The organism is Kocuria salsicia, assembly GCF_039532055.1.
GTDB classification, from domain to species: domain Bacteria; phylum Actinomycetota; class Actinomycetes; order Actinomycetales; family Micrococcaceae; genus Kocuria; species Kocuria salsicia.
In genome coordinates, this window is the sequence record NZ_BAAARF010000003.1 from 675,756 (window position 1) to 696,254 (window position 20,499).

Here is a 20,499-nt window from a genome sequence, read left to right on the forward strand (position 1 = left end):
CAAGACCGATCTGGCAGAGAGCGATCCGGCAGAAACCGACCCGGCCGCGAGTGGTCTGCCCGAAGGCGGCCGGCCCCGCCACGACCTTCAGGCGGCCGCGGCCGCCCGCGTCTCGTACCACGCGTCCGCCTTCTCCACGGCCTGCCGGACCTGTGCGGCGTCCAACTCGTGGTGCAGTGCGTAGGCAATGGCCTGCAGGGGGAAGATCCTGGCGTGCAGCTTCGCGCGCTCGTAGCTCTCGGGATCGGTGGCATCACGCACGCTCGACCACCCGAACCACAGTCCGAGCGAGGCAACCTCGTAGGCGGGGTCGCTCATGCAGGCATGGTCCCAGTCAATGACACCCACCAGGTGCTCACCGTCCCACAGCATGTTGGAGCCCATGAGGTCCCCGTGGACCAGCTGGGGAGTCACGTTCTCCAGCGCCACGAGGTCCTCGATCGCGCTCATGGCCCGGTCCCTGGTGCGCGGCAGCAGCAGGGGCAGCACCTGGTCGAGGAGAACGTGCCGGCGGCGGTGTCCGCCCCAGTGCTGGCCCGGGCGGTCCAGCCACGGCTCGGCGTCACGGGCGTCCGCGTGCCGGATCTGCTCCAGCGCCCGGCGAAGTTCCCGGGGGTCGGCCGATCCCGGCGCGCGCGGGGCCCCCGGCAACCAGGTCATCCCCACGGCCGTGTAGCGCCCGTCCTGCAGCACCGGGGTCAGCGGCCGGGGAATTGCAAAGTCGAAGTCGGGCAGCCGCGTGAGGGCTTCGGTCCGCCGCCGGACGTTCTCTCCGGACGTGGGGTTCTTGGCGATCCGCACGCTCATGAGGTGCCCGGCGTTGACCACGATGTGCGCCGATCCACCGGCGTGCAGCTCCCACTCGGAGCGGTCCACGCTCACGCCCGCCTCTGCGAGGACCGCCTCGACGGCTCCGGCAAAGGGGAGGTGTCCGCACGCGAAGGTCATGTGTCAGCCCTCGGGCTCCGTGGCGGGAAAGGAGGTGGCCTCGGTCGCCACGACGTCGCTCCTGCTGTCCGCTCCCGGGGCGGCGCCGCAGTCCCGCTGGAGCAGGTCCAGCAGGATGGGAAGGGCCTCGGCCATGGCACGCGCACGGTGGCTGATCCGGTTCTTGTGCTCGAGGCTCAGCTCCGCGCAGCTGCGTCCGCCCTCCCCCTCAGGGGCCAGAACGGGATCGTAGCCGAAGCCGTTCGACCCGGCGGGTGCGGTCAGGATGGTCCCGGGCAGCTCGCCGTGAACCACGTGCTCCTCGCCTCTCGGGCCCACCACGGCCACGGCGCACACAAACTTCGCACGGCGATGCTCGGGCGCGATGTCCGAGAGCTGGGCGAGCAGCAGGTCGAGGTTGGAGGCGTCGTCGCCGTGCGTCCCGGACCAGCGCGCGGAGAAGATTCCAGGCGCCCCACCCATCACGTCCACGGCAAGACCAGAGTCGTCCGCCAGCGCGATCAGACCGGACCCGGCGGCCGCGGCGCGCGCCTTGAGCAGGGCGTTCTCCCGGAAGGTCACGCCGGTCTCAACGACGTCGCCCAGTCCGGCCGCTGCGGCGTCCACCACGGTGCCGGAGAACCCCGCCGTCTCGAGCATGCTCTGCAGCTCGCGGACCTTGCCCTGGTTGTGGGTTGCCAGCACGATGCGGGCACCGTGCGGGTCAGCGGTCACGGGTGCCATCCAGCGTGCTGTGCTGGATCTGCGCCAGCTGTGCGCACCCTGCCACCGCGAGGTCGAGCAGGGAGTCGAGCTCGTCCCGCCGGAAGGGCGCACCCTCGGCAGTGCCCTGGACCTCCACGAAGTCTCCGGAGCCGGTGACGACCACGTTCATGTCGGTCTCCGCACGCACGTCCTCCACGTAAGGCAGGTCCAGCATAGCCACGCCGTCGATGATGCCCACGGACACGGCGGCCACGGAGTCGGTCAGGGGCTGGGCGCCAGCTTTGAGGATGCCGTTCTCGCGGGCCCAGGCGAGGGCGTCCGCGAGTGCAACGTACGCACCGGTGATGGACGCTGTGCGGGTGCCACCGTCCGCCTGCAGGACGTCGCAGTCGAGCACCACGGTGTTCTCACCGAGGGCCTCGAGGTCGATGATGGAGCGCAGCGAGCGGCCGATCAGCCGGGAGATCTCGTGGGTGCGCCCGCCGATCTTGCCCTTCACGGACTCGCGGGCCGAGCGGGTGGAGGTGGCGCGCGGGAGCATCGCGTACTCGGCGGTGACCCAGCCGCGCCCCTGCCCCTTGAGCCAGCGGGGCACGCCCTCCGTGAGCGAGGCCGTGCACAGCACCTTGGTGCCGCCGAACTCGATGAGCGCGGAGCCCTCTGCCTGCTCGGACCACCCGCGGGTGACGGTGATGGGTCGCAGCTCCGCGACTCCGCGGCCGTCCGAGCGAACAAGCTGCTCAGCGGACGAGTCGCTCTGACCCTCGGCGGTGGTGGTGGACGTGGCCGGATCGGAAGGCGAGGTCATGCGCCTCAGCCTAGTCGTCGGCTCCGGCCGGTGCCAACGCGTCGACCGAACGTTCGGTGGGGCGGGCGACGTCGTAGCGCCTGTTCACACGCGTCACCTCCACCGAGCCGTCGTACACCGCGGCTGCCTCGGCCTCGACGGTTTCCGGGGAGTTCCAGACGGGCAGGTGGGTGAGCAGCAGCCGCCGCGCTCCCGCGGCCACGGCCGTCTCTCCCGCGCGCCGGCCGGTGAGGTGGATGCCGCGCAACCCGTCCTCACGCCCCTCCTGGTAGGCCGCCTCGCACAGGAACAGGTCCGCGTCCCGTGCCGCCTCCACGAGCTCGTCGCACGCGTCCGTGTCCCCCGAGTAGGTCAGCACCTCGGTCCCGGAGGGCCCCCGGTACTCCACGCGCAGGGCGTACGGCTCGGGGCACGGGTGGTTCACCGGGAACGGGGTCACGGTGAACGGTCCCACCGTCACGGCGCACAGGGGCTGCCACACGTGGAACTCGAACTCCGTGTCCATCGAGTGCTCCGGAGGCAGCAGGTGCAGCTGGTTGAGGTAGGTCGGCAGCTGCGACGGGCCGAACAGCGGGATGGTCCCGGCCGTCCAGCTGCGGGGATCCCATTTGATCGCCACGTGCAGTCCTCCCACGTCCACGCAGTGGTCCGGGTGCAGGTGGGACAGCATGATGGCGTCGATGGTATCGAGCTGGATGTGGCGCTGCAGGGCGCCCAGTGTCCCGTTGCCCATGTCGAGCACGATCCGCCACGTCCGGCCGTCCGCGTCCTCGCCGCTGAGCAGGTAGCAGGAGGCAGGCGCGTCGGGACCGGGGAAGCTGCCGGTGTTGCCGACCACGGTGAGCAGCATGTGTTGACCTTTCTGCCGCCGGCTCAGCGCTGAGCCGGGTGGATCGTGGCGAGCGAGCCAGTGGGGTACTGCTCCGCCACGGAGGCGGTGTGGCGCACCCGGACCACCTCGGGACCGAGGAAGCGCTGCGCGAGCGTCTCGAAGCCCACGGGGTCCCCCGTGGCGAGGAACTCGTGGTGGGGAGCAAGGTCGGGATCGCGTTCGAGGCCGTGGTCCATGAGCGAGCGGTAGACGTCCCGCGCGGTCTCCTCCGCGGAGGAGACCAGGTTGACACTCTCCCCCATGACGTAGGAGATCACCGCGGTGAGCAGCGGGTAGTGCGTGCAGCCGAGCACCAGCGTGTCCACCTGGGCGTCCTTGAGCGGCTGCAGGTACTCCTGGGCGGTGCGCAGCAGCTGCGGGCCCGTGGTGACGCCGCGCTCCACGTACTCCACGAACTCGGGGCACGCCACGGAGGTGATCTCCAGCTGGGGTGCGGCGGCAAAGGTGTCGTCGTAGGCGCGCGAGCCGATGGTCGCCTCGGTGCCGATCACGCCCACCCGGCCCGTGCGCGTGGTGGCCACGGCTCGACGCACGGCCGGTTGGATCACCTCGGTGACCGGGATGTCGTAACCGCGCGTGTAGCGCTCGCGGGCGTCCCTCAGCACGGCGGCGGAGGCTGTGTTGCACGCGATCACGAGCAGCTTGACGCCTGAGTCCACGAGGTCGTCCATGATGCGCAGGGCGTTGGAGCGGACCTCCGCGATGGGCAGGGGGCCGTAGGGCCCGTGAGCCGTGTCGCCCACGTAGAGGATCTCCTCGTGGGGCAGCTGGTCGATGATCGAGCGGGCCACCGTGAGCCCGCCCACACCGGAGTCGAAGACACCGATGGGCGAGTTGGGGTTTGGTCCTGGTCGACGTCCGTGCTCAGCCTGCATACCGGAAAACTGTAGTGCTTTTCGGGGAGCACCTCCCACATGAGTCACCCGGTAACAGGGCCGGGGCTACCGGGACGGCAGCGTCTTCAGCAGCGCCGTCATGAGAGTCTCCTGAAGCCAGGAGACAAAGTTGTAGACCACCGCCATGTAGTCCTCCACAGTCTCCGTGCGGCTGAAGTCCGTGAGCTCTCCCACTCGTTCGGCATCCTCTGGCGATTCGATGCCCAGCCGGGCGGCGAGCACCACGCGGACGTCGTTGAGGGCGCGGGCGAAGTCCTGCGCCTGCTCGGGGGTGAGCAGCACCGGATCGGACTCAAGCGCGAGCGAGGACGCCCGCAGCGCGGCGGTCTTGCCCTCGCGCAGGGTGCGGTCAGTGAGACGCCGGAACTCCGCGGCCTGCTCCGGGTCCGACGACGCGGCGGGCAGCAGCCGACGCACCGCGGGGTCCTCGGGCTCCGGGACCTCCTCGTCCCACCCCACGAGTGACTCGAGCGGGTCCGCGTCCTCGCGGGGCTCGGGCTCCAGGGTGGTGGCGACGTCGGAGAACAGCTTCTGCAGCAGCCGTACCTCCGGACGCTCGAAACGAGCCGTGATGCCCTTGCGCGTGCGTTTGAACCCGTGTGCCATCAGTTCTCCCCGGCCTTCTCGTAGGTCGCCCACAGGCCGTAGCCGTGCAGTGCACTCACGTGCGCCTCGGCCTCCTCGAGCGAGCCCGTGAACACGATGGATCTCCCCTGGTGGTGGACCTCCAGCATGAGCGTGCGGGCCTTGGCGTCCGGGTAGCCGAAGTGGGCCCTGAACACGTAGACCACGTAGCTCATGAGGTTGACGGGGTCGTCCCAGACCACCACGTTCCACGGGACGTTCACGGCCGTGGCGGCCTGCTCGTCCCGTGAGACCGTCGGGGACTCCGCGGGTGCGGCGCTCATGAGGACCGCGGGAACCGCGCTGGTGCTGGGGGCCGGGGTGTGGGCCGCCGTGTAGGAACCGGACATTGTCCTCATGGTAGTCGCGCGTTCCCGTATCCGCAGGCGGGATGTGCTCGTCGAGCGCGCGCACTAGGCTGGCGGGGTGAACGAGCACACCTACTCCTGGCACCCGCAGCCCACGTCCCTGCTGACGGACCACTACGAGCTGACCATGCTGCAGGCGGCCCTGCGCGCCGGCACGGCGTCGCGGCGCAGCGTCTTCGAGGTCTTCGCCCGGCGGCTGCCGCACAGCCGGCGCTACGGCGTCTTCGCCGGGGTGGGCCGCTTGCTCGAAGGCCTCGAGCAGTTCCGCTTCACGGACGAGCAGCTGCGCTTCCTGCGTGACACAAACGTCGTCGACGCCGCCACCGTCGCATACCTGGAGAATTTCCGGTTCACGGGCCAGATCCGCGGCTACGCCGAAGGCGAGACGTACTTCCCTCACTCACCCCTGCTGAGTGTCGAGTCCTCGTTCGCCGAGGCGTGCGTGCTGGAGACCTTCATCCTCTCCGTCCTCAACTACGACTCCGCCGTGGCCTCCGCCGCGTCACGCATGGTGGGTGCCGCGGGGGGCCGGCCGTGCATCGAGATGGGTTCGCGCCGCGCGCACGAGCAGGCCGCCGTGGCCGCGGCGCGCGCCGCCATTGTCGCCGGCTTCGACTCCACCTCCAATCTGGAGGCGGGCTTCCGCTACGGCGTGAAGACCGTGGGCACCGCCGCGCACTCCTTCACGCTGCTGCACGACACCGAGGAGCAGGCGTTCCGCGCGCAGCTCGACGCTCTGGGCGTCTCCACTGCGCTGCTCGTGGACACGTACGACGTCGAGCGGGCCGTCCGACTCGCCGCGGAGATCGCAGGCCCGGACCTCGGGGGCGTGCGGCTGGACTCCGGGGACCTCGTGACCCAGGCGTCGTCGGTGCGCGCGTTGCTGGACACGCTCGGCAACCAGCACACGAAGATCACAGTGACGAGCGACCTCGACGAGTACGCCATCGCCGCGCTGCGGGCCGCTCCCGTGGACGCCTACGGCGTGGGCACGCGGCTCGTCACCGGCTCCGGCGCCCCCACCTCGTCCATGGTCTACAAGCTCGTCTCACGCGAGGGTGCATCCGGCACGATGGAACCCGTGGCGAAGGCCTCGTCCGGGAAGGCGTCCGTGGGCGGCGAGAAGTACGCGCTGCGCCGTCGCAACCCCCAGGGCGTGGCCACGCACGAAATGGTGGGCGTCTCCCACCTGCCCGAGGACGACGGCGACGACCGCCCCCTGCTCGTGGACTACGTGACGGGCGGCGAGCTGCGCGAGGGCTTCACCGGCCCTGAGGCCGTGGTGCGGGCCCGGACTCGCCACGCCGAGTCGATCGCGGAGCTGCCGCGCGCGGCTCGTAGGCTCTCGGAGGGCGAGCCCGTGATTCCCACCGTCATCGAACCCGGCACTGCCCACTGAACACACCGGGCTGAGAACACCGAAAGGAAGGCGATCATGCGCACCGCACTTGTGATCGTGGACATCCAGAACGACTTCTGCGAGGGCGGCAGCCTGGCTGTGCCGGGTGGCGCGGCGGTGGCCGCTGCGGTCTCCGAGTACCTCGAGGACCACCACGCGGACTACGATGCCGTGGCGGCCACGCAGGACTGGCACATCGAGCCCGGCTCACACTTCAGCGAGACCCCGGACTACCGTACGAGCTGGCCGGTGCACTGCGTCGCGGAGACCCGCGGCGCGGAGATCCACCCGGACCTGGACACGGAGCACGTGGCCGAGTTCTTCCGCAAGGGCGCCTACGACGCCGCCTACTCCGGTTTCGAGGGCCTCTCTGCCCCGGACGTCGACGTTCCGATGGGCGAGCCCGAGGAGAGCGCGGACGAGGAGCGGGTGAGCCTGGACGACTGGCTGCGGGAGCGCAACGTCGAGGTCGTAGACGTCGTGGGCCTCGCGCTGGAGCACTGCGTCCTCGCGACCGCCAAGGACGCTGTGGAGGCCGGCTACGAGACGCGGGTGCTGCTGCCCCTGACCGCCCCGGTGGACCGCGAGCGCGGTGAGCAGGCCGTGGCAGAGCTCGAGGACACGGGCGCGGAGGTCGTCACCGAACTCGACTGAACGGCGCCGACCGAACGGCGCTGAACGACCGCGCCGTCGTCGGCCTGCGGCAAGTGCTCACTTGCGGCCGATGAACCACCGCTGCAGCAGCGCGATCCGCGCGTCCAGCTGTTCCTCCGAGGCCTGCGCCACCGCGGGGCCACCGCACTTGGCGCGCAGCTCGTTGTGGATCACGCCGTGGGGCGTGCCGGTGCGGGCGGACCACGCGGAGACGTTCTTGGACAGCTGAGAGCGCAGCTCCTTGAGCCGGCGGTGGTCCGGAACCATGGGCTGCTCCGGCTGCGAGGCGCCCGACCCCTGCCGCTGTGACGAGCGCGTCTGGCGCTCCCGCAGCAGCGCCGAGACCTGCTCCGGGTCCAGAAGCCCCGGGATCCCGAGGTACTCGGCTTCCTCCTCGGAGCCCACGGCCGCTCCCCCGCCGAACGCGCCGCCGTCGAAGAGCACGCCGTGGAACGAGGCGTCCGAGTCCAGGGCCTGGAAGTTGCCCTGGGCCAGCGCGGAAGACGCCTTCTCCTCGCGATTTGCCGCGTCCAGGAGGTCGTCGTCCCAGCCCTCCTCCATGGGCTGGTCGAAGTCCACCACGCCGGGCATGTTCTTGGGCCTGTCCAGCGCGTGGTCCCGCTCCTCCTCCATGGAGTTGGCGAGCGCCATCAGCGCCGGGACGGACGGGAGGAACACGGAGGCCGTCTCGCCGCGCTTGCGGGCGCGCACGAAGCGCCCCACGGCCTGCGCGAAGAACAGCGGTGTGGACGTCGAAGTCGCGTAGACGCCCACCGCGAGACGCGGCACGTCCACACCCTCGGAGACCATACGGACGGCCACCATCCAGCGCCTGTCCGACTCGGAGAACTGGTCGATCTTGTTCGACGCCGCCTTGTCGTCCGAGAGCACCACGGTGGGACGCTCCCCCGTGATCGCGTGCAGCTGTTCGGCGTAGGCCTTCGCGTCCTGGTGGTCGGTGGCGATCACGAGCGCACCGGCGTCGGGAACCGTTCGGCGCACCTGCGTGAGCCGCTGGTCCGCGGCCCGCAGCACGGACGGGATCCACTGGCCGTTCGGGTCCAGCGCGGTGCGCCACGCGTGGGAGGTGATGTCCTTGGTGAAGCCCTCCCCAAGCTGGGCGGCCATCTCCTCACCGGCGGAGGTGCGCCAGCGCATCTGCCCCGAGTAGGCCATGAAGATCACGGGGCGCACCACGTGGTCGTGCAGCGCGTTCGAGTACCCGTAGGTGTAGTCCGCCGTGGAGCGCCGGATGCCCTCGCCGTCCTCCTCGTAGGTCACGAACGGTATGGGTGAGGTGTCGGAGCGGAACGGCGTGCCCGTGAGGGCGAGCCGCCGCGTGGCGGGCTCGAACGCCTCCCGCAGCCCGTCGCCCCAGGAGAGGGCGTCGCCCGCGTGGTGAATCTCGTCCATGATCACGAGCGTGCGCCCGGCCTCGGTGCGCGCCCGGTGCAGCAACGGCTTGTTCGCCACCTGCGCGTACGTCACGGCCGCGCCCATGTAGCCTCGCCCGTGCTGGCCGTCCGCGTTCTTGAAGTTGGGGTCGATGGCAAGCCCCACGCGCGAGGCCGCGTCCGCCCACTGCCGCTTGAGGTGGTCGGTGGGGGTCACCACCGTCACGCGCTGGACAGCGCCGGAGTCGTGCAGCTTCTTCGCGACCGTGAGCGCAAAGGTGGTCTTGCCGGCCCCGGGGGTGGCCACGGCCATGAAGTCGCGGGGCTGGGCGGTCTCGTAGCGCTGGATCGCCTCGGCCTGCCACGCGCGCAGCTTGGGTGCGGTGCCCCACGCGGCCCTGTCCGGGTAGGCCGGGGGAAGATCTGCGGCCGCCCCGAAAAGGGACAGCTGGTCGTCGTCAGACACGTGGTGTTCGTCCTCTCCGCGCGCTCGGCGGCGCGCACTGCCCCGGTCGCGCACCGCGCGACCACCGCGGCGGCGTCGTCCTCACACGAGGGAACGACGTCGCACGGCAACGGCGCCCGCTCAGTTGCGGGCGCCGTCGGGTGCCCCGCAGCTCTGCGGGGCCTCACTGCTCTGGGATGCCAGTCAGTTCTCGGGCTTGTCCTTGCCGGGGCGCAGGCCCTGGTAGATCTCCTTGCACTCCGGGCACACCGGGAAGCGTTGCGGGTCCCGACCGGGGGTCCACACCTTGCCGCACAGGGCGATCACGGGTTCGCCGGACAGCGCCGACTCCATGATCTTCTCCTTGCGGACGTAGTGCGCGAAGCGCTCGTGGTCACCGGGCTCCGCGAACTGGCGGGTCTCCTCGCGCTCAATGGTGGAGGTGCCACCCACGGTCTGCGGCTCGGTCGCCGACTCGGTGCTGCTGACCACCCGGGAGGACCGCACGGAAGGTACCTGGGATTCCTGGGCATCGGTGAATTCCATGTCTCCCACTGTACCCCGAGTGCCAGTGCCGACTTCCCTGTTCACCGGTAGGCGGAGACCTCCTGCAGCAGCTCCGGGGCGCGCGCGTCGAGCCACCGCCCGCCTGCGCGCGCACCGATCCACAGCAGCGCGAGACCCTCCACGAGGCCGACGGCCAGCGCGAGCCAGCTCCACGTGTGGTCCCCGGAGATCAGGTAAACGACCAGCAGGGCGAGAGCGGGCAGGCCGAGCAGCACGATCACCCCCATGAGCACGAACTGCATCACCAGGTTCAGCAGGGTGAACCCCTGGGCGCTCTTCATGGGCGTGGACCCCGGGGGCGGTGTGGGATAGGTGTAGCGCGCAGAGACGACCGAGACCACTCCGGCACCCCCGAGCAGCAGGGTCGCGCACAGGCCCAGCATTGCTGGCACCGCGCCCCAGTCCCCCGCGCGCACGAGCCACACGACGAGCGCCACGGCCACCAGGGGCACGCTCACGACGAACAGCGCCATCACCCGCCCGAGCCGGTCCGCCAGCCCGGGGACCCCGGCCAGCACGTGCAGGCTGAACGCGGAGTTGTCGTAGGAGATGTCCGCGGAGATCGCGAAGGCCATCAGCAGGGCGATGCCCGCAGGCAGCAGCCAGACTACGAACCCGGACTGCGAGGTGAGGAACCACGCGACCGCGCACATCGCGGGGACCATCACCAGGGACGCGCTGTATCGGGGGTCCCGCGTCCAGTAGAGCAGGCAGCGGACGGCCACCGCCCACGTGGGCGTCGCGGGCACACGGCCGAAGAGCCCGATGCCCTCCATGGCCTTCGTGCTGCCGCGGGCGGCTCCGGCTGCGGCGTCCCCCAGGGCACGGCGCAGGGCCACACGGGCAAGGACCGTGAGGGCGACGATCGACACCGCGGTGATGAGCAGGCGGGCCAGTGCCGCGCCCCAGTGGCCCAGGGCGACGTCGCCGGGCACGGCCCACACGGCCCCCAGCGGTGTCCATGCGAGCACCGCCGCCCACGTGGGGAGCAGGCCCCAGACCCGTTCCAGACCGGCACCCAGGGCGGTGATGATCGGGCCGGTCAGGACCGCGAGCGCGAGCGCCACGATCGAGACCGTCTCCGTGGTGCGCCGGCCACCAGCCAGGCGGAGGCTCACGGCGGAGACGCAGCGCGATCCCACGAACGCAAGCAGCAACCCGAGCAGCGCGCATGGAATGGACACGAGCACCGCCGGAAGAGAGCTCCGCCATGCCACCGCCCACCCGAGGCCCGCAACGAGCGTCAGCGCTCCGGGGATGCCGATCAGCGCACCCAGAACCTGTCCGACCAGCAGACCCGACGTGCTCAGCGGGAAGAGTCCCAGCCGGGCGGGGTCGAGCGTCGCGTCCGCCTTGGACGTGGCCACGGGCAGGATCCACCACCCGAGCAGCAGCGCCGTGCCCAGCAGCACCGACGCGGTGACCACCCACCGCAGCTCCTCCGCGCCCAGGAAGTAGAGAGAGATCATCAGCATCGCGAGCACGCCAAGGGCATAGAGCCCTCCGAGGATCGTCCCCACGAGCACCCACGTGCTGCGGGACAGCGTGTTGCGCAGCACCCGCCACTTCAGTGAGGCGAGCCGACGGGCCTCCTCTAGCACCCCGAGGTGCCGCACGGTGGCAGCTGCCCCGCCACCCGCCGGGTGCACGGAGCGGGGCACCGCGGCGTCGGCTTCCGCAGGTACCCTCGTGGCGGCATCGCGCGCGTCCGTACCGTGCGCCGTCGGGCTCCCGGTGCCGTCCCACGGGGCAGCACCGGGTTCCGCGGACGACGTCGTGCCGTCCCGGGGCTGCGCACGCCCCGATGTGGTGCGCGAAGGGTCGAGAGGGTACTGGTCGGGGTTCACTCGGGACGAAGCCACTGCAGCTCCTCCCCTGCGTCTGTGCGACCGCCCACGAGGGACACGAAACGGTCCTCCAGCGAGAGACCGTCGCACACCTGCGCCGTGGTGCCCTGAGCGAGCACGCGCCCCTGGTCCATCACGGCCACGTGGTCGCACATGCGCTGAACGAGGTCCATGACGTGGCTCGAGACCACCACGGTCCCGCCCGCCTCCGTGTACTGGTGCAGCAGGGAGCGGATGTTGGCGGCGGAGACGGGGTCCACGGACTCGAACGGCTCATCGAGCACGAGCAGGCTGGGCGCGTGGATCATGGCGGCGGCGAGCGCGATCTTCTTCGTCATGCCCGCTGAGTAGTCCTGCACCTGGCGTCCGGCGGCGTCCTGAAGGTCCATGGCCTTCACCAGGTCCTCCGTGCGCTGCTTGACGACCTCCCTGTCCATCCCGCGCAGCAGGCCCGAGTAGGCCACGAGCTGGCGGCCGGTCAGCCGGTCGAAGAGGTGCGCGCCGTCCGGCAGCACGCCCATGCGCTGCTTGGCGCGCACGGAGTCCCCCCACACGTCCACGAGTTCGTCACGGCTGCCGCCGCCCACCAGCACGGTGCCGGAGGATGGACGCAGCAGTCCGGTGGCCATGGACAGGGTGGTTGTCTTGCCCGCGCCGTTGCGACCCACGAGGCCGTAGAAGGAGCCGCGCGGGACGGTGAGGTCCACGTGGTCCGCGGCGGGGCGCTCCGCGTGGCCGTAGACCTTGGTGAGCGCCCGCACCACGAGCGCAGCCGCACCGGGGCGCGCAGCGGGGTCATGGTCCTGCGGGCGGGGGACGTCCTGGTGGGTGCGCTCGGTCGTGGCGGCCCCTGGGCCGGGCTCGCGGCGCGGGGTCGTGGGTCCGTCTGTGGGGATGCTCATGCTCCCAGCCTAGGAACCGGCATCCCCGGTGTCACTGCTCCACACCGCGAACGGATCAGAACAGCGCGCGCATGAGCTGCGAACGGGCGGCGACCACCCGGGGGTCGTCTGCTCCCACAACGTCGAAGAGGTCCACCAGCCGCTGCCGGGCGGTGTCCTTCTCGTCGCCGGCCTTCGTGCGCACGAGGTTCAGCAGCCGCCGGAACGCGTCCTCCACGTGACCCCCGGAGAGGTCGAGGTCCGCGACGGCGAGCGCCGCCTGCAGGTCCTCCGGGTCGGACGCCGCGGCGTCGCGCACGGCCTTCGCGTTCATGGAGCTCACGCGCTGCAGCAGGTGGACCTGGGAGAGCGCGAGCTTGGCGTCGTGGTCCCCGGGGTTCTCGGCGAGTGCCCTGCGGTACGCGGCCTCGGCGCCGTCGAGGTCACCGGCTTCCAGCTTGTCCACCGCCTCCTGGTGCAGGGGCGGCAATGGTGCAGGCTCCCCGTTCCCAGCATCCGTGGGCTCCGCCGTGCCGGTGACACCGTTCTGCTCCGCGAGGCCCAGCAGCTCGCCGAGCAGCCCGCGCAGCTGCTCCTCGGGGACGGTCGAGGTCACGAGCGGCACCACGCGCCCGCCCAGCAGGGCGAGCACCGTGGGAACCGACTGGGCCTGGAATGCCTGCGCGATCTGCGGCTCGGCGGCCGTATCCACCGTGCCCAGCAGCAGCCTGCCGTCGAAACCGTCCACAACCTTCGCGACGAGGTCAACGAAGCTCTCCGACTCCGGGCTCTGCGCCGCGTGAAGCACCACGACCACCGGGTACTGCGTGGAAGCTTCCGCGTACTGCTGGAAGTTCCCGGTGTTCAGGGCCACCCGGTAGGAACCGCCCCTGGTGTTCGCAGCTGTCGACGCCGCCTGCGCCGCCTGGGGTGCCCCGCCGGCGGCCGCGCCGCCCGTAGCCGCGCCCAGGTCCACGGCACCGCGCACAGACGCGGGAACCTGCTGCTCTCCCTGCCCGGGCGCACCCTGCTGTCCACGGGCCGACGCACCGGCCTGACGTCCTGACGGTGAAGGGGGGAACTCGCTCATGGCTGACCTCCTCGGAAGCCGCGCCCTCGAGGAGCGCGGGTCGAAAATGTGCCCGCCGTGCCACACAGCACGCGGATGTCGTCATTTCCATTATGTGCACCGGGCGGCGGGGATGTCCCGACGGCGCCGCGATGTACGCTTCCGGCGTGAGCACAACCTCCGATCCACGACGCAGGCCGCCCGCGCGATTCCGGCCCTCCCGCCAGCGCTTCGAGGTGCCGCCGGAACCCGCCGGGGACCAGGATGGGCGCCGCGCCCCCTGGGATCGCCCGGGTGACGTGCGGGCGCACCCGGTCCAGACGGGCTTCATGCTCACGGTGGGCGTGGGCCTCGCGCTGCTCGTCTACTACGTGCTCACGAACGTGGGCGGGCTGGTCGGCTGGATCGTGACGGCCGCGTTCATCTGCCTGGGGCTCGACCCCCTGGTGCGGTGGCTCGAATCCAAAGGCCTTCCCCGCCCGCTCGCGGCGGGAATTGTGATCGTCGCCCTGGCGCTGCTGATCACCGGATTCATCCTGGGCGTAGTGCCCCGCATGGTCGAACAGGCGCAGCAGATTGCCGCGCGGGGCCCGGACTTTGTGAACGACTTCATGCAATCGGACCTCTTCCACACCCTGGACGCCCGCTTCGACATCGCCTCCTCCGTGCAGACCGCCGCGGACGGGCTGCAGAAGCGGATCACCACTGACGAGAACTTCCTGGGCGGCATCTTCGGCTCCGTGGTCAACGTGAGCGGGGTGGTGCTCAACGCGATCACCGGAACGCTGATCGTGATGGCCTTGAGCCTGTACTTCCTCTTCTCCCTGCCCACCATGAAAGCGTGGTGCTACCGGCTGGCCCCCGCGAGCCGCCGCGCCCGCGTGCAGCAGCTCGGCGAGCGGATGACCAACGGTGTGGGCAACTACGTCATGGGCCAGGCGTGCGTGGCGCTGATCAACGCAGCCGTGGCGTTCATCCTCATGAACGTGTGGGGAGTGCCCTACGCAACCCTTCTCGTGCTCTTCGTGGGACTGCTCGCGTTCATCCCGCTCGTGGGCGGCGTGCTCGCCGGCATTCTTGTCACGATCGCGGCCTCCCTCGGCGGGTGGGACACGGCCATCCCCTACGCCATCTGCTACTTCGCCTACCTCCAGCTCGAGGCCTACGTGGTCTCTCCGCGCATCATGGCCCGGGCTGTCGCGGTGCCGGGCGCGGTGGCCGTCATTGCCGTCGCCGCCGGGGGCGCGCTGTGGAGCGTGCTGGGTGCGCTCATCGCCATCCCCACCGCGGCCGCGGGGCTGCTGCTGGTCCGTGAGGTCTTCGTCCCGCGCCAGGACGCCCGGTGAGCGACGACGCCGCCGCAACCCACGCCTGCCGCTAGGCTGTCCTGGTGCGTTTAATGATTGCAGACTGCTCGGTGCGCTACGAGGGACGGTTGAACGCCTACCTTCCCCCGGCCCGCCGACTCATCATGCTCAAGGCCGACGGCTCGGTGCTCGTGCACTCCGACGGCGGCTCCTACAAGCCCCTGAACTGGATGAGCCCACCCGCGACGCTCCACGTCCGCGAACCCTCCGAGGAGCTTGCAGCGGAGGGAGTCACCGAGGTGTGGGAGGTCCGCGCGGGCAAGTCGGACGACCGCCTGCTCATCCACATCACCACCGTGCACAGCCAGCTCCACCACGAGCTCGGTGCGGACCCGGGGCTGGTCAAGGACGGAGTGGAGGCGGACCTGCAGAGGCTGCTCGCCGAGCAGATCACCCGCCTGGGTGAGGGCTTCTCCCTCGTGCGCCGGGAGTACCCCACCACCATCGGACCCGTGGACATCCTCGCGCGGGACGCCAACGGGGCCACCGTGGCGATCGAGCTGAAGCGCCGTGGCGACATCGACGGCGTGGAGCAGCTCACCCGCTACCTCGAGCTCCTCAACCGGGATCCCCTGCTGCGGCCCGTCCGCGGCGTCTACGCGGCCCAGCAGATCAAACCCCAGGCCCGCACCCTGGCCCGCGACCGCGGCATCGAGTGCCTCAGCCTGGACTACGACGAGATGCGCGGGGCCGTCGACACGCAGTCACGACTCTTCTGAGCCTCCCCGGCCGGCAGCACGCGCCGCTTCCCTCCTGGGCCGCAGTCGCTGCAACCGCTCCGGATGGCAGGTCGTGGTGTCCTGCGGAGCTCAGAGTGACCAGTGCGCTACCACTGAGATCTTGGCGACACATTCGCCGCGGCCACGCGGAACGATTGACCGTCCCGCAACAGTATGTGATGCTTGAGGTGTTCTCGCATCATGTTTGACATGCTCGCAGGAATGGTAGCGAGCGTGAAGTTCTGACTGGCGCTGTGGCACAACATATCGTGAGCCGCATCCACAGCCTTCTCGCGGTACCAGTTCAGGTGCACATCCATGTGCACGCACTATTACTCCAGAAGGAGATGCCCCATTATGGCTCAGGGCACCGTTAAGTGGTTCAACGCAGAAAAGGGCTTCGGCTTCATCACGCCGGACGACGCTGATGGCGACGTCTTCGTCCACTACAGCGAAATTCAGTCGGGCGGCTTCCGCACCCTCGAAGAGAACCAGCGCGTCGAGTTCGAGATCGGCCAGGGCCAGAAGGGCCCCCAGGCCACCGGTGTGACCCTCATCTGAGTCGCGTCCCCGGACGAAACCCCCGCCACCTCGAGAGGTGGCGGGGGTTTTCTCGTGCCCGGGGTGGGACGGGCACGGGATGCGGCGGCGGAACAGCCGACCGGGAACGGTCCCCCGCCGACAGCCCGGGCGCGGGTTCCGGAGGACCGGGACCCGCGCCCGGCTCAGCTCCAGCCGCGCGCGATCCGCCGCTGCACCCGGACACCCGCGTTGGCGAGGTGGTCCACGAAGTGCTCGTAGCCGCGGTCGATGTGCTCCACCCCGGAGACCTCCGTGACGCCCTGGGCGGCCATGCCCGCGATCACGAGGGCCGCGCCGGCGCGAATGTCCATGGCCTCCACGGGCGCGCCGGAGAGCTCGTGAGCCGGGACGCCGTCCACGCGGGCGTGGTGGCCGTCCAGCCGGACACGCGCCCCCAGCCGTTCGAGTTCGGCCGTGAAGCCCCAGCGAGCCTCGAACACGTTCTCCGTGATGATCCCGGAACCTTCCGCCACCGCGTTGAGGGCCACCACGAACGGCTGCAGGTCCGTGGGGAACCCGGGGTACGGAAGCGTGGAGACGTTGATGGCTCGTGGTCGTTCGGGGCCCTGCACCACGAACCGTCCCTCGCGCGTGTCGATCTCGCAGCCCGCGCATCGCAGCTTGTCGAGGACCACGGACAGGTGCTCGGGTTCCGCCCCCTGGATCTCCACTCTGCCACCCGTCACCGCAGCGGCGAAAGCCCAGGTGCCCGCGACGATGCGGTCCGCCACGGTGCGGTGCGTGACCGGAGACAGCCGGGGCACCCCGTGGATCGTCAATGTGGTGGTGCCGAGCCCCTCGATGCGGGCACCCATCTCCCGCAGCATCCGGCCGATGTCCACGATCTCCGGTTCACGCGCCACGTTCTCCAGCACGGTCACGCCCCGGGCCGTGGTCGCTGCCGTCATCAGGTTCTCCGTGGCACCCACGGACGGGTAGCCGAGACGGTACGTCGCTCCCCCGAGCCCGCCGTCCGCGCTGGCTCGCAGGAAGCCCCGCTCAATGCTCAGCTGGGCGCCCATGGCCTCCAGCCCGGCGCGGTGCATGTCGAGACCGCGCGTACCGATCGCATCTCCCCCGGGCAGGGCCACCTCCGCCCGGTGGCAGCGTGCCATCAGCGGCCCCAGCACGGAGATGGACGCGCGCATGGCCCGCACGAGGTCGTAGTCGGCCTGGTGCCCGAGCTCCTCGGGGACGTCGATGCTGACCTCGTGCTCAGCCGGCCGGTAGGACACGTCGCAGCCCAGGCGCCGCAGCAGCTCCGCCATGACGGTGACGTCGTGGATCTCGGGAACGTTGGTGATGGTGGAGCGTCCCACCGCCAGCAGCGTGGCCGCCATGAGCTTGAGCACGCTGTTCTTGGCGCCATACACCGGCAGTGCCCCGGCCACGGCAGACGGGCCCTGCACCTCGATCATTTCTTCCACGGTTCCTCCTGGTGGCCACGGCATTGTCTGGGGGAGTTGGGAACGGCGCCAGCCACGGTGACCGTGCGCGGCCGTGACGACACCGCGGAGACCTCACAACGTCGTCGACCCCCGCACCAGCAGGCACGAGGGTCGATGACGACGGGTCAGGCGATCCGGTCAGGCGGACCGGTTCTCCGACTCGAGGGAGACCTCGTCCGCGACGACCGTGACGCGGTTGTTGTCGACGGAGACGAAACCGGAGTCGATGGTGCCGCGCAGGCGGTCACCCTCCACGCGGTCTATCGCGAACTCCCCGGCGGTGAGCAGCCCAGCCATGGACTCGTGCCCGGGCATGATGCCGATGTCGCCCTCGGTGGTCCGCACCCGTACGAGTCGGGCGGTGCCGTTCCAGATCTTCCGATCCAGGGCGACGATTTCCACGATGAGTTCGGCCATCTCTACTTCTCGCCCGTCTCGGCCTTGATCTCGTCCCAGCGCCGCATGACGTCGTCCAGACCGCCCACGTTGTAGAAGGCCTGCTCCGGGACATTGTCCAGCTCCCCGTCACAGATCTTGCCAAAGGCCTCGATGGTCTCCTCGAGGGGAACCGTGGAGCCTTCCACACCGGTGAACTGCTTCGCCGTGTACGTGTTCTGGGAAAGGAACTGCTCGATGCGACGGGCGCGGGAGACCACGACCTTCTGCTCCTCGGAGAGCTCCTCGACGCCGAGGATCGCGATGATGTCCTGCAGTTCCTTGTTCTCCTGCAGGATCGACTTCACGCGGGTCGCCACGTCGTAGTGCTTCTGGCCCACGTACTGCGGGTCCAGGATACGGGAGGTGGAGGACAGCGGATCGATCGCGGGGTACAGACCGCGCGAGGCGATCTCACGCGAGAGCTCCGTGGTGGCGTCCAGGTGCGCGAACGTGGTGGCCGGAGCCGGGTCCGTGTAGTCGTCCGCCGGCACGTAGATGGCCTGCATCGACGTGATGGAGTGACCGCGCGTGGAGGTGATGCGCTCCTGCAGGACACCCATCTCGTCCGCCAGCGTGGGCTGGTAGCCCACGGCGGAGGGGATGCGGCCCAGCAGCGTTGAGACCTCGGAGCCCGCCTGCGTGAAGCGGAAGATGTTGTCGATGAACAGCAGCACGTCCTGGTTCATGACGTCGCGGAAGTATTCCGCCATCGTCAGACCGGTCAGTGCCACGCGCAGACGCGTTCCGGGCGGCTCGTCCATCTGGCCGAACACGAGGGCGGTGTCCTTGAGAACCCCGGCCTCCTCCATCTCGACCCACAGGTCGTTGCCCTCACGGGTGCGCTCGCCCACGCCGGCGAACACCGAGGTACCGCCGAAGTTGCGGGCCACACGGGTGATCATCTCCTGGATGAGCACCGTCTTGCCCACGCCGGCACCGCCGAACAGACCGATCTTGCCACCCTTGATGTAGGGGGTCAGGAGATCGATGGACTTGATGCCGGTCTCCATCATCTCGGTGCTGCCCTCAAGCTCCGCGAAGGACGGCGCCTTGCGGTGGATGGGCCAGCGCTCCTGGACGTCCAGCTCGGAGGTGGCCAAGTCCAGGGAGTCGCCGAGCACGTTGAAGATGTGGCCCTTGACCACCTCGCCCACGGGCACGGAGATCGGGGCGCCGGTGTCCTGCACGGGCGTGCCGCGCACCAGGCCGTCGGTCTGCTGCAGGGAGATCGCGCGCACCACGTTGGAGCCGAGGTGCTGGGCGGTCTCGAAGGTGATCCGTCGCGGCTTGCCGTTGAAGTCGTAGTCAGCGGTCAGCGCGTTGTAGAGGTCCGGAACCTGGTTCTCGGGGAACTCGACGTCGACCACGGGTCCGATCACGCGGGCGATGCGGCCGGTGCCGCCCCCCGCGACCGGCTGGGTCGCCTGGTCGTTGATAGTGGCAGTCATTTCTCTCACTTCGTTTCGGCTGGCAATGGGCAGCGCGGGCCTAGAGGGCCTCGGCGCCACTGACGATTTCGGTCAACTCGGTCGTGATCTCCGCCTGGCGGGCGTTGTTCATCAGGCGCGTGTACTTCTTGATGAGCTCGGTGGCGTTGTCCCCCGCGGCCTTCATGGCGCGCTGGCGGGACGCGAGCTCGCTCGACGCCGCGTGGCACAGTGCCGAGTAGATGCGGGCCTTCACATACCTGGGAAGGATCTGGTTGAACAGCTCCTCCGGGTTCGGCTCGAACTCGAAGTTGCTGTGCGTGTCCTCCAGCGCCTCGTAGCGCTGGGAGACCTCATCGCCCAGGTCGTTCGCATCCACGACCTCCAGGGGCAGCAGGCGCAGCACCCGCGGCTCCTGGTTCACCATGGAGTTGAACTGCGTGTAGACGAGGAGGACCTCGTCCACGCCTGCATCCTCGTAGGGGGCGTTGATGTCGCTCATCAGACGCTCGGTGAGCTCCTCGGCGCGCTCGGTGCTCGCGCTGTCCGTGTTGCCCGTCCAGAAGTCGTCGTAGTCGCGGTGCCGGAAGTCGAAGTACGCCTTGGCCTTGCGGCCCACGAGGTACACGCGGGTCTCCTTGCCCTGCAAACGCAACAGTTCCAGCAGCTCCTCCGTGCGCTTGAGCACGTTGGAGGAGTAGGAACCCGCCAGCCCACGGTCCGACGTGAAGACCACGACGGCCGCCCGCCGGACCTCGTCCGGAACGGTGGTCAGGGGATGGGTAATGTTGTGCTGCGTGGCGATCTGGGAAACCGCGCGGGTCAGCGCGTTGGCGTACGGGTACGCACCTTCGAGGCTCTGCCGGGACTTGTTGATGCGCGAGGTCGCAATCATCTCCATCGCCTTGAAGATCTTCTTCATCGACGACGTGGATGCGATCTTCTGTCGGTAGACCCGAATCTGCGCTCCCATGAAATTTCCTTTCAGCACCGCGGTGGTGCGCCAAAGACCGGCGCACCA

21 protein-coding genes are annotated in these 20,499 nt (G+C 69.8%); 5 read left to right on the forward strand and 16 right to left on the reverse strand.

Features of this window, described 5'->3' with window-relative positions:
- Window positions 1-87: 87 nt before the first annotated feature.
- The 7 genes from ABD264_RS02965 to clpS all read right to left on the reverse strand — a co-directional run bounded on the left by ABD264_RS02965 (window position 88) and on the right by clpS (window position 5,223).
- Window positions 88-948 carry a phosphotransferase gene (locus tag ABD264_RS02965; RefSeq protein ID WP_303105708.1) on the reverse strand — a complete coding sequence of 287 codons (861 nt, stop codon included), beginning with the start codon at window positions 946-948 and terminating at the stop codon, window positions 88-90.
- A gap of 3 nt (window positions 949-951) precedes the next feature.
- Complete coding sequence (rdgB, locus tag ABD264_RS02970) at window positions 952-1,671, reverse strand: RdgB/HAM1 family non-canonical purine NTP pyrophosphatase (protein WP_414672755.1); 720 nt, start codon at window positions 1,669-1,671, stop codon at window positions 952-954.
- Window positions 1,652-2,461: a ribonuclease PH gene (gene rph, locus ABD264_RS02975; RefSeq protein WP_144942494.1), complete on the reverse strand. Its 810-nt coding sequence runs from the start codon at window positions 2,459-2,461 to the stop codon at window positions 1,652-1,654. The genes rdgB and rph overlap by 20 nt, the downstream gene beginning before the upstream one ends.
- A gap of 10 nt (window positions 2,462-2,471) precedes the next feature.
- Window positions 2,472-3,311 (reverse strand): MBL fold metallo-hydrolase, encoded by an 840-nt coding sequence (locus ABD264_RS02980; protein WP_295107820.1) that lies wholly within the window; start codon window positions 3,309-3,311, stop codon window positions 2,472-2,474.
- 23 nt (window positions 3,312-3,334) lie between these two features.
- On the reverse strand, window positions 3,335-4,228 hold the full coding sequence (gene murI, locus ABD264_RS02985; protein WP_144942492.1) for a glutamate racemase: 894 nt from the start codon (window positions 4,226-4,228) through the stop codon (window positions 3,335-3,337).
- 66 nt (window positions 4,229-4,294) lie between these two features.
- Window positions 4,295-4,855, reverse strand: a complete 561-nt coding sequence (locus ABD264_RS02990; protein WP_290500440.1) for a DUF2017 domain-containing protein — start codon at window positions 4,853-4,855, stop codon at window positions 4,295-4,297.
- A complete protein-coding gene (gene clpS / locus ABD264_RS02995) occupies window positions 4,855-5,223 on the reverse strand; it encodes an ATP-dependent Clp protease adapter ClpS (RefSeq protein ID WP_144942490.1) in 369 nt (122 codons plus the stop codon). Before clpS ends, ABD264_RS02990 begins: the two co-directional genes overlap by 1 nt.
- Before the next feature lie 76 nt (window positions 5,224-5,299).
- On the opposite strand from clpS, the gene ABD264_RS03000 reads away from it, so the two are divergent.
- Window positions 5,300-6,640 carry a nicotinate phosphoribosyltransferase gene (locus ABD264_RS03000; RefSeq protein ID WP_344204087.1) on the forward strand — a complete coding sequence of 447 codons (1,341 nt, stop codon included), beginning with the start codon at window positions 5,300-5,302 and terminating at the stop codon, window positions 6,638-6,640.
- 36 nt (window positions 6,641-6,676) lie between these two features.
- Entirely contained in the window at window positions 6,677-7,294 is a 618-nt protein-coding gene (locus ABD264_RS03005; protein ID WP_144942488.1) for an isochorismatase family protein, read from the forward strand.
- Window positions 7,295-7,351: 57 nt separating this feature from the next.
- On the opposite strand, the gene ABD264_RS03010 is transcribed toward ABD264_RS03005, so the two are convergent.
- From ABD264_RS03010 to ABD264_RS03030, 5 genes are all read right to left on the reverse strand, one after another.
- Entirely contained in the window at window positions 7,352-9,154 is a 1,803-nt protein-coding gene (locus tag ABD264_RS03010) for a DEAD/DEAH box helicase (protein ID WP_303105704.1), read from the reverse strand.
- A 183-nt stretch (window positions 9,155-9,337) separates the two neighbouring features.
- Entirely contained in the window at window positions 9,338-9,679 is a 342-nt protein-coding gene (locus ABD264_RS03015) for a DUF3039 domain-containing protein (RefSeq protein ID WP_290500438.1), read from the reverse strand.
- 41 nt (window positions 9,680-9,720) lie between these two features.
- Complete coding sequence (locus ABD264_RS03020; RefSeq protein WP_303105700.1) at window positions 9,721-11,562, reverse strand: hypothetical protein; 1,842 nt, start codon at window positions 11,560-11,562, stop codon at window positions 9,721-9,723.
- Complete coding sequence (locus tag ABD264_RS03025; protein ID WP_290500435.1) at window positions 11,544-12,449, reverse strand: ABC transporter ATP-binding protein; 906 nt, start codon at window positions 12,447-12,449, stop codon at window positions 11,544-11,546. The genes ABD264_RS03020 and ABD264_RS03025 overlap by 19 nt, the downstream gene beginning before the upstream one ends.
- A 55-nt stretch (window positions 12,450-12,504) precedes the next feature.
- A complete protein-coding gene (locus tag ABD264_RS03030) occupies window positions 12,505-13,518 on the reverse strand; it encodes a tetratricopeptide repeat protein (RefSeq protein WP_144942485.1) in 1,014 nt (337 codons plus the stop codon).
- Window positions 13,519-13,664: 146 nt separating this feature from the next.
- Here ABD264_RS03030 and ABD264_RS03035 point away from each other — a divergent pair, with 146 nt between their 5' ends.
- The 3 genes from ABD264_RS03035 to ABD264_RS03045 all read left to right on the forward strand — a co-directional run bounded on the left by ABD264_RS03035 (window position 13,665) and on the right by ABD264_RS03045 (window position 16,144).
- Window positions 13,665-14,843 carry an AI-2E family transporter gene (locus ABD264_RS03035; protein ID WP_244944681.1) on the forward strand — a complete coding sequence of 393 codons (1,179 nt, stop codon included), beginning with the start codon at window positions 13,665-13,667 and terminating at the stop codon, window positions 14,841-14,843.
- A 44-nt stretch (window positions 14,844-14,887) separates the two neighbouring features.
- Window positions 14,888-15,583 carry an endonuclease NucS gene (gene nucS, locus ABD264_RS03040; protein ID WP_144942483.1) on the forward strand — a complete coding sequence of 232 codons (696 nt, stop codon included), beginning with the start codon at window positions 14,888-14,890 and terminating at the stop codon, window positions 15,581-15,583.
- 357 nt (window positions 15,584-15,940) lie between these two features.
- Window positions 15,941-16,144 carry a cold-shock protein gene (locus ABD264_RS03045; protein ID WP_144942482.1) on the forward strand — a complete coding sequence of 68 codons (204 nt, stop codon included), beginning with the start codon at window positions 15,941-15,943 and terminating at the stop codon, window positions 16,142-16,144.
- A 164-nt stretch (window positions 16,145-16,308) separates the two neighbouring features.
- Here ABD264_RS03045 and murA read toward each other — a convergent pair whose 3' ends face one another.
- The 4 genes from murA to ABD264_RS03065 all read right to left on the reverse strand — a co-directional run bounded on the left by murA (window position 16,309) and on the right by ABD264_RS03065 (window position 20,451).
- Window positions 16,309-17,592: a UDP-N-acetylglucosamine 1-carboxyvinyltransferase gene (gene murA, locus ABD264_RS03050; RefSeq protein WP_144942481.1), complete on the reverse strand. Its 1,284-nt coding sequence runs from the start codon at window positions 17,590-17,592 to the stop codon at window positions 16,309-16,311.
- Window positions 17,593-17,751: 159 nt separating this feature from the next.
- Window positions 17,752-18,030 (reverse strand): F0F1 ATP synthase subunit epsilon, encoded by a 279-nt coding sequence (locus ABD264_RS03055; RefSeq protein WP_344204099.1) that lies wholly within the window; start codon window positions 18,028-18,030, stop codon window positions 17,752-17,754.
- 2 nt (window positions 18,031-18,032) lie between these two features.
- The gene (gene atpD, locus ABD264_RS03060) at window positions 18,033-19,499 is read right to left on the reverse strand and encodes a F0F1 ATP synthase subunit beta (protein ID WP_144942479.1); all 1,467 of its coding nucleotides are present in this window, start codon (window positions 19,497-19,499) and stop codon (window positions 18,033-18,035) included.
- A gap of 40 nt (window positions 19,500-19,539) precedes the next feature.
- Window positions 19,540-20,451 carry a F0F1 ATP synthase subunit gamma gene (locus ABD264_RS03065; protein WP_344204103.1) on the reverse strand — a complete coding sequence of 304 codons (912 nt, stop codon included), beginning with the start codon at window positions 20,449-20,451 and terminating at the stop codon, window positions 19,540-19,542.
- Window positions 20,452-20,499: the final 48 nt, after the last annotated feature.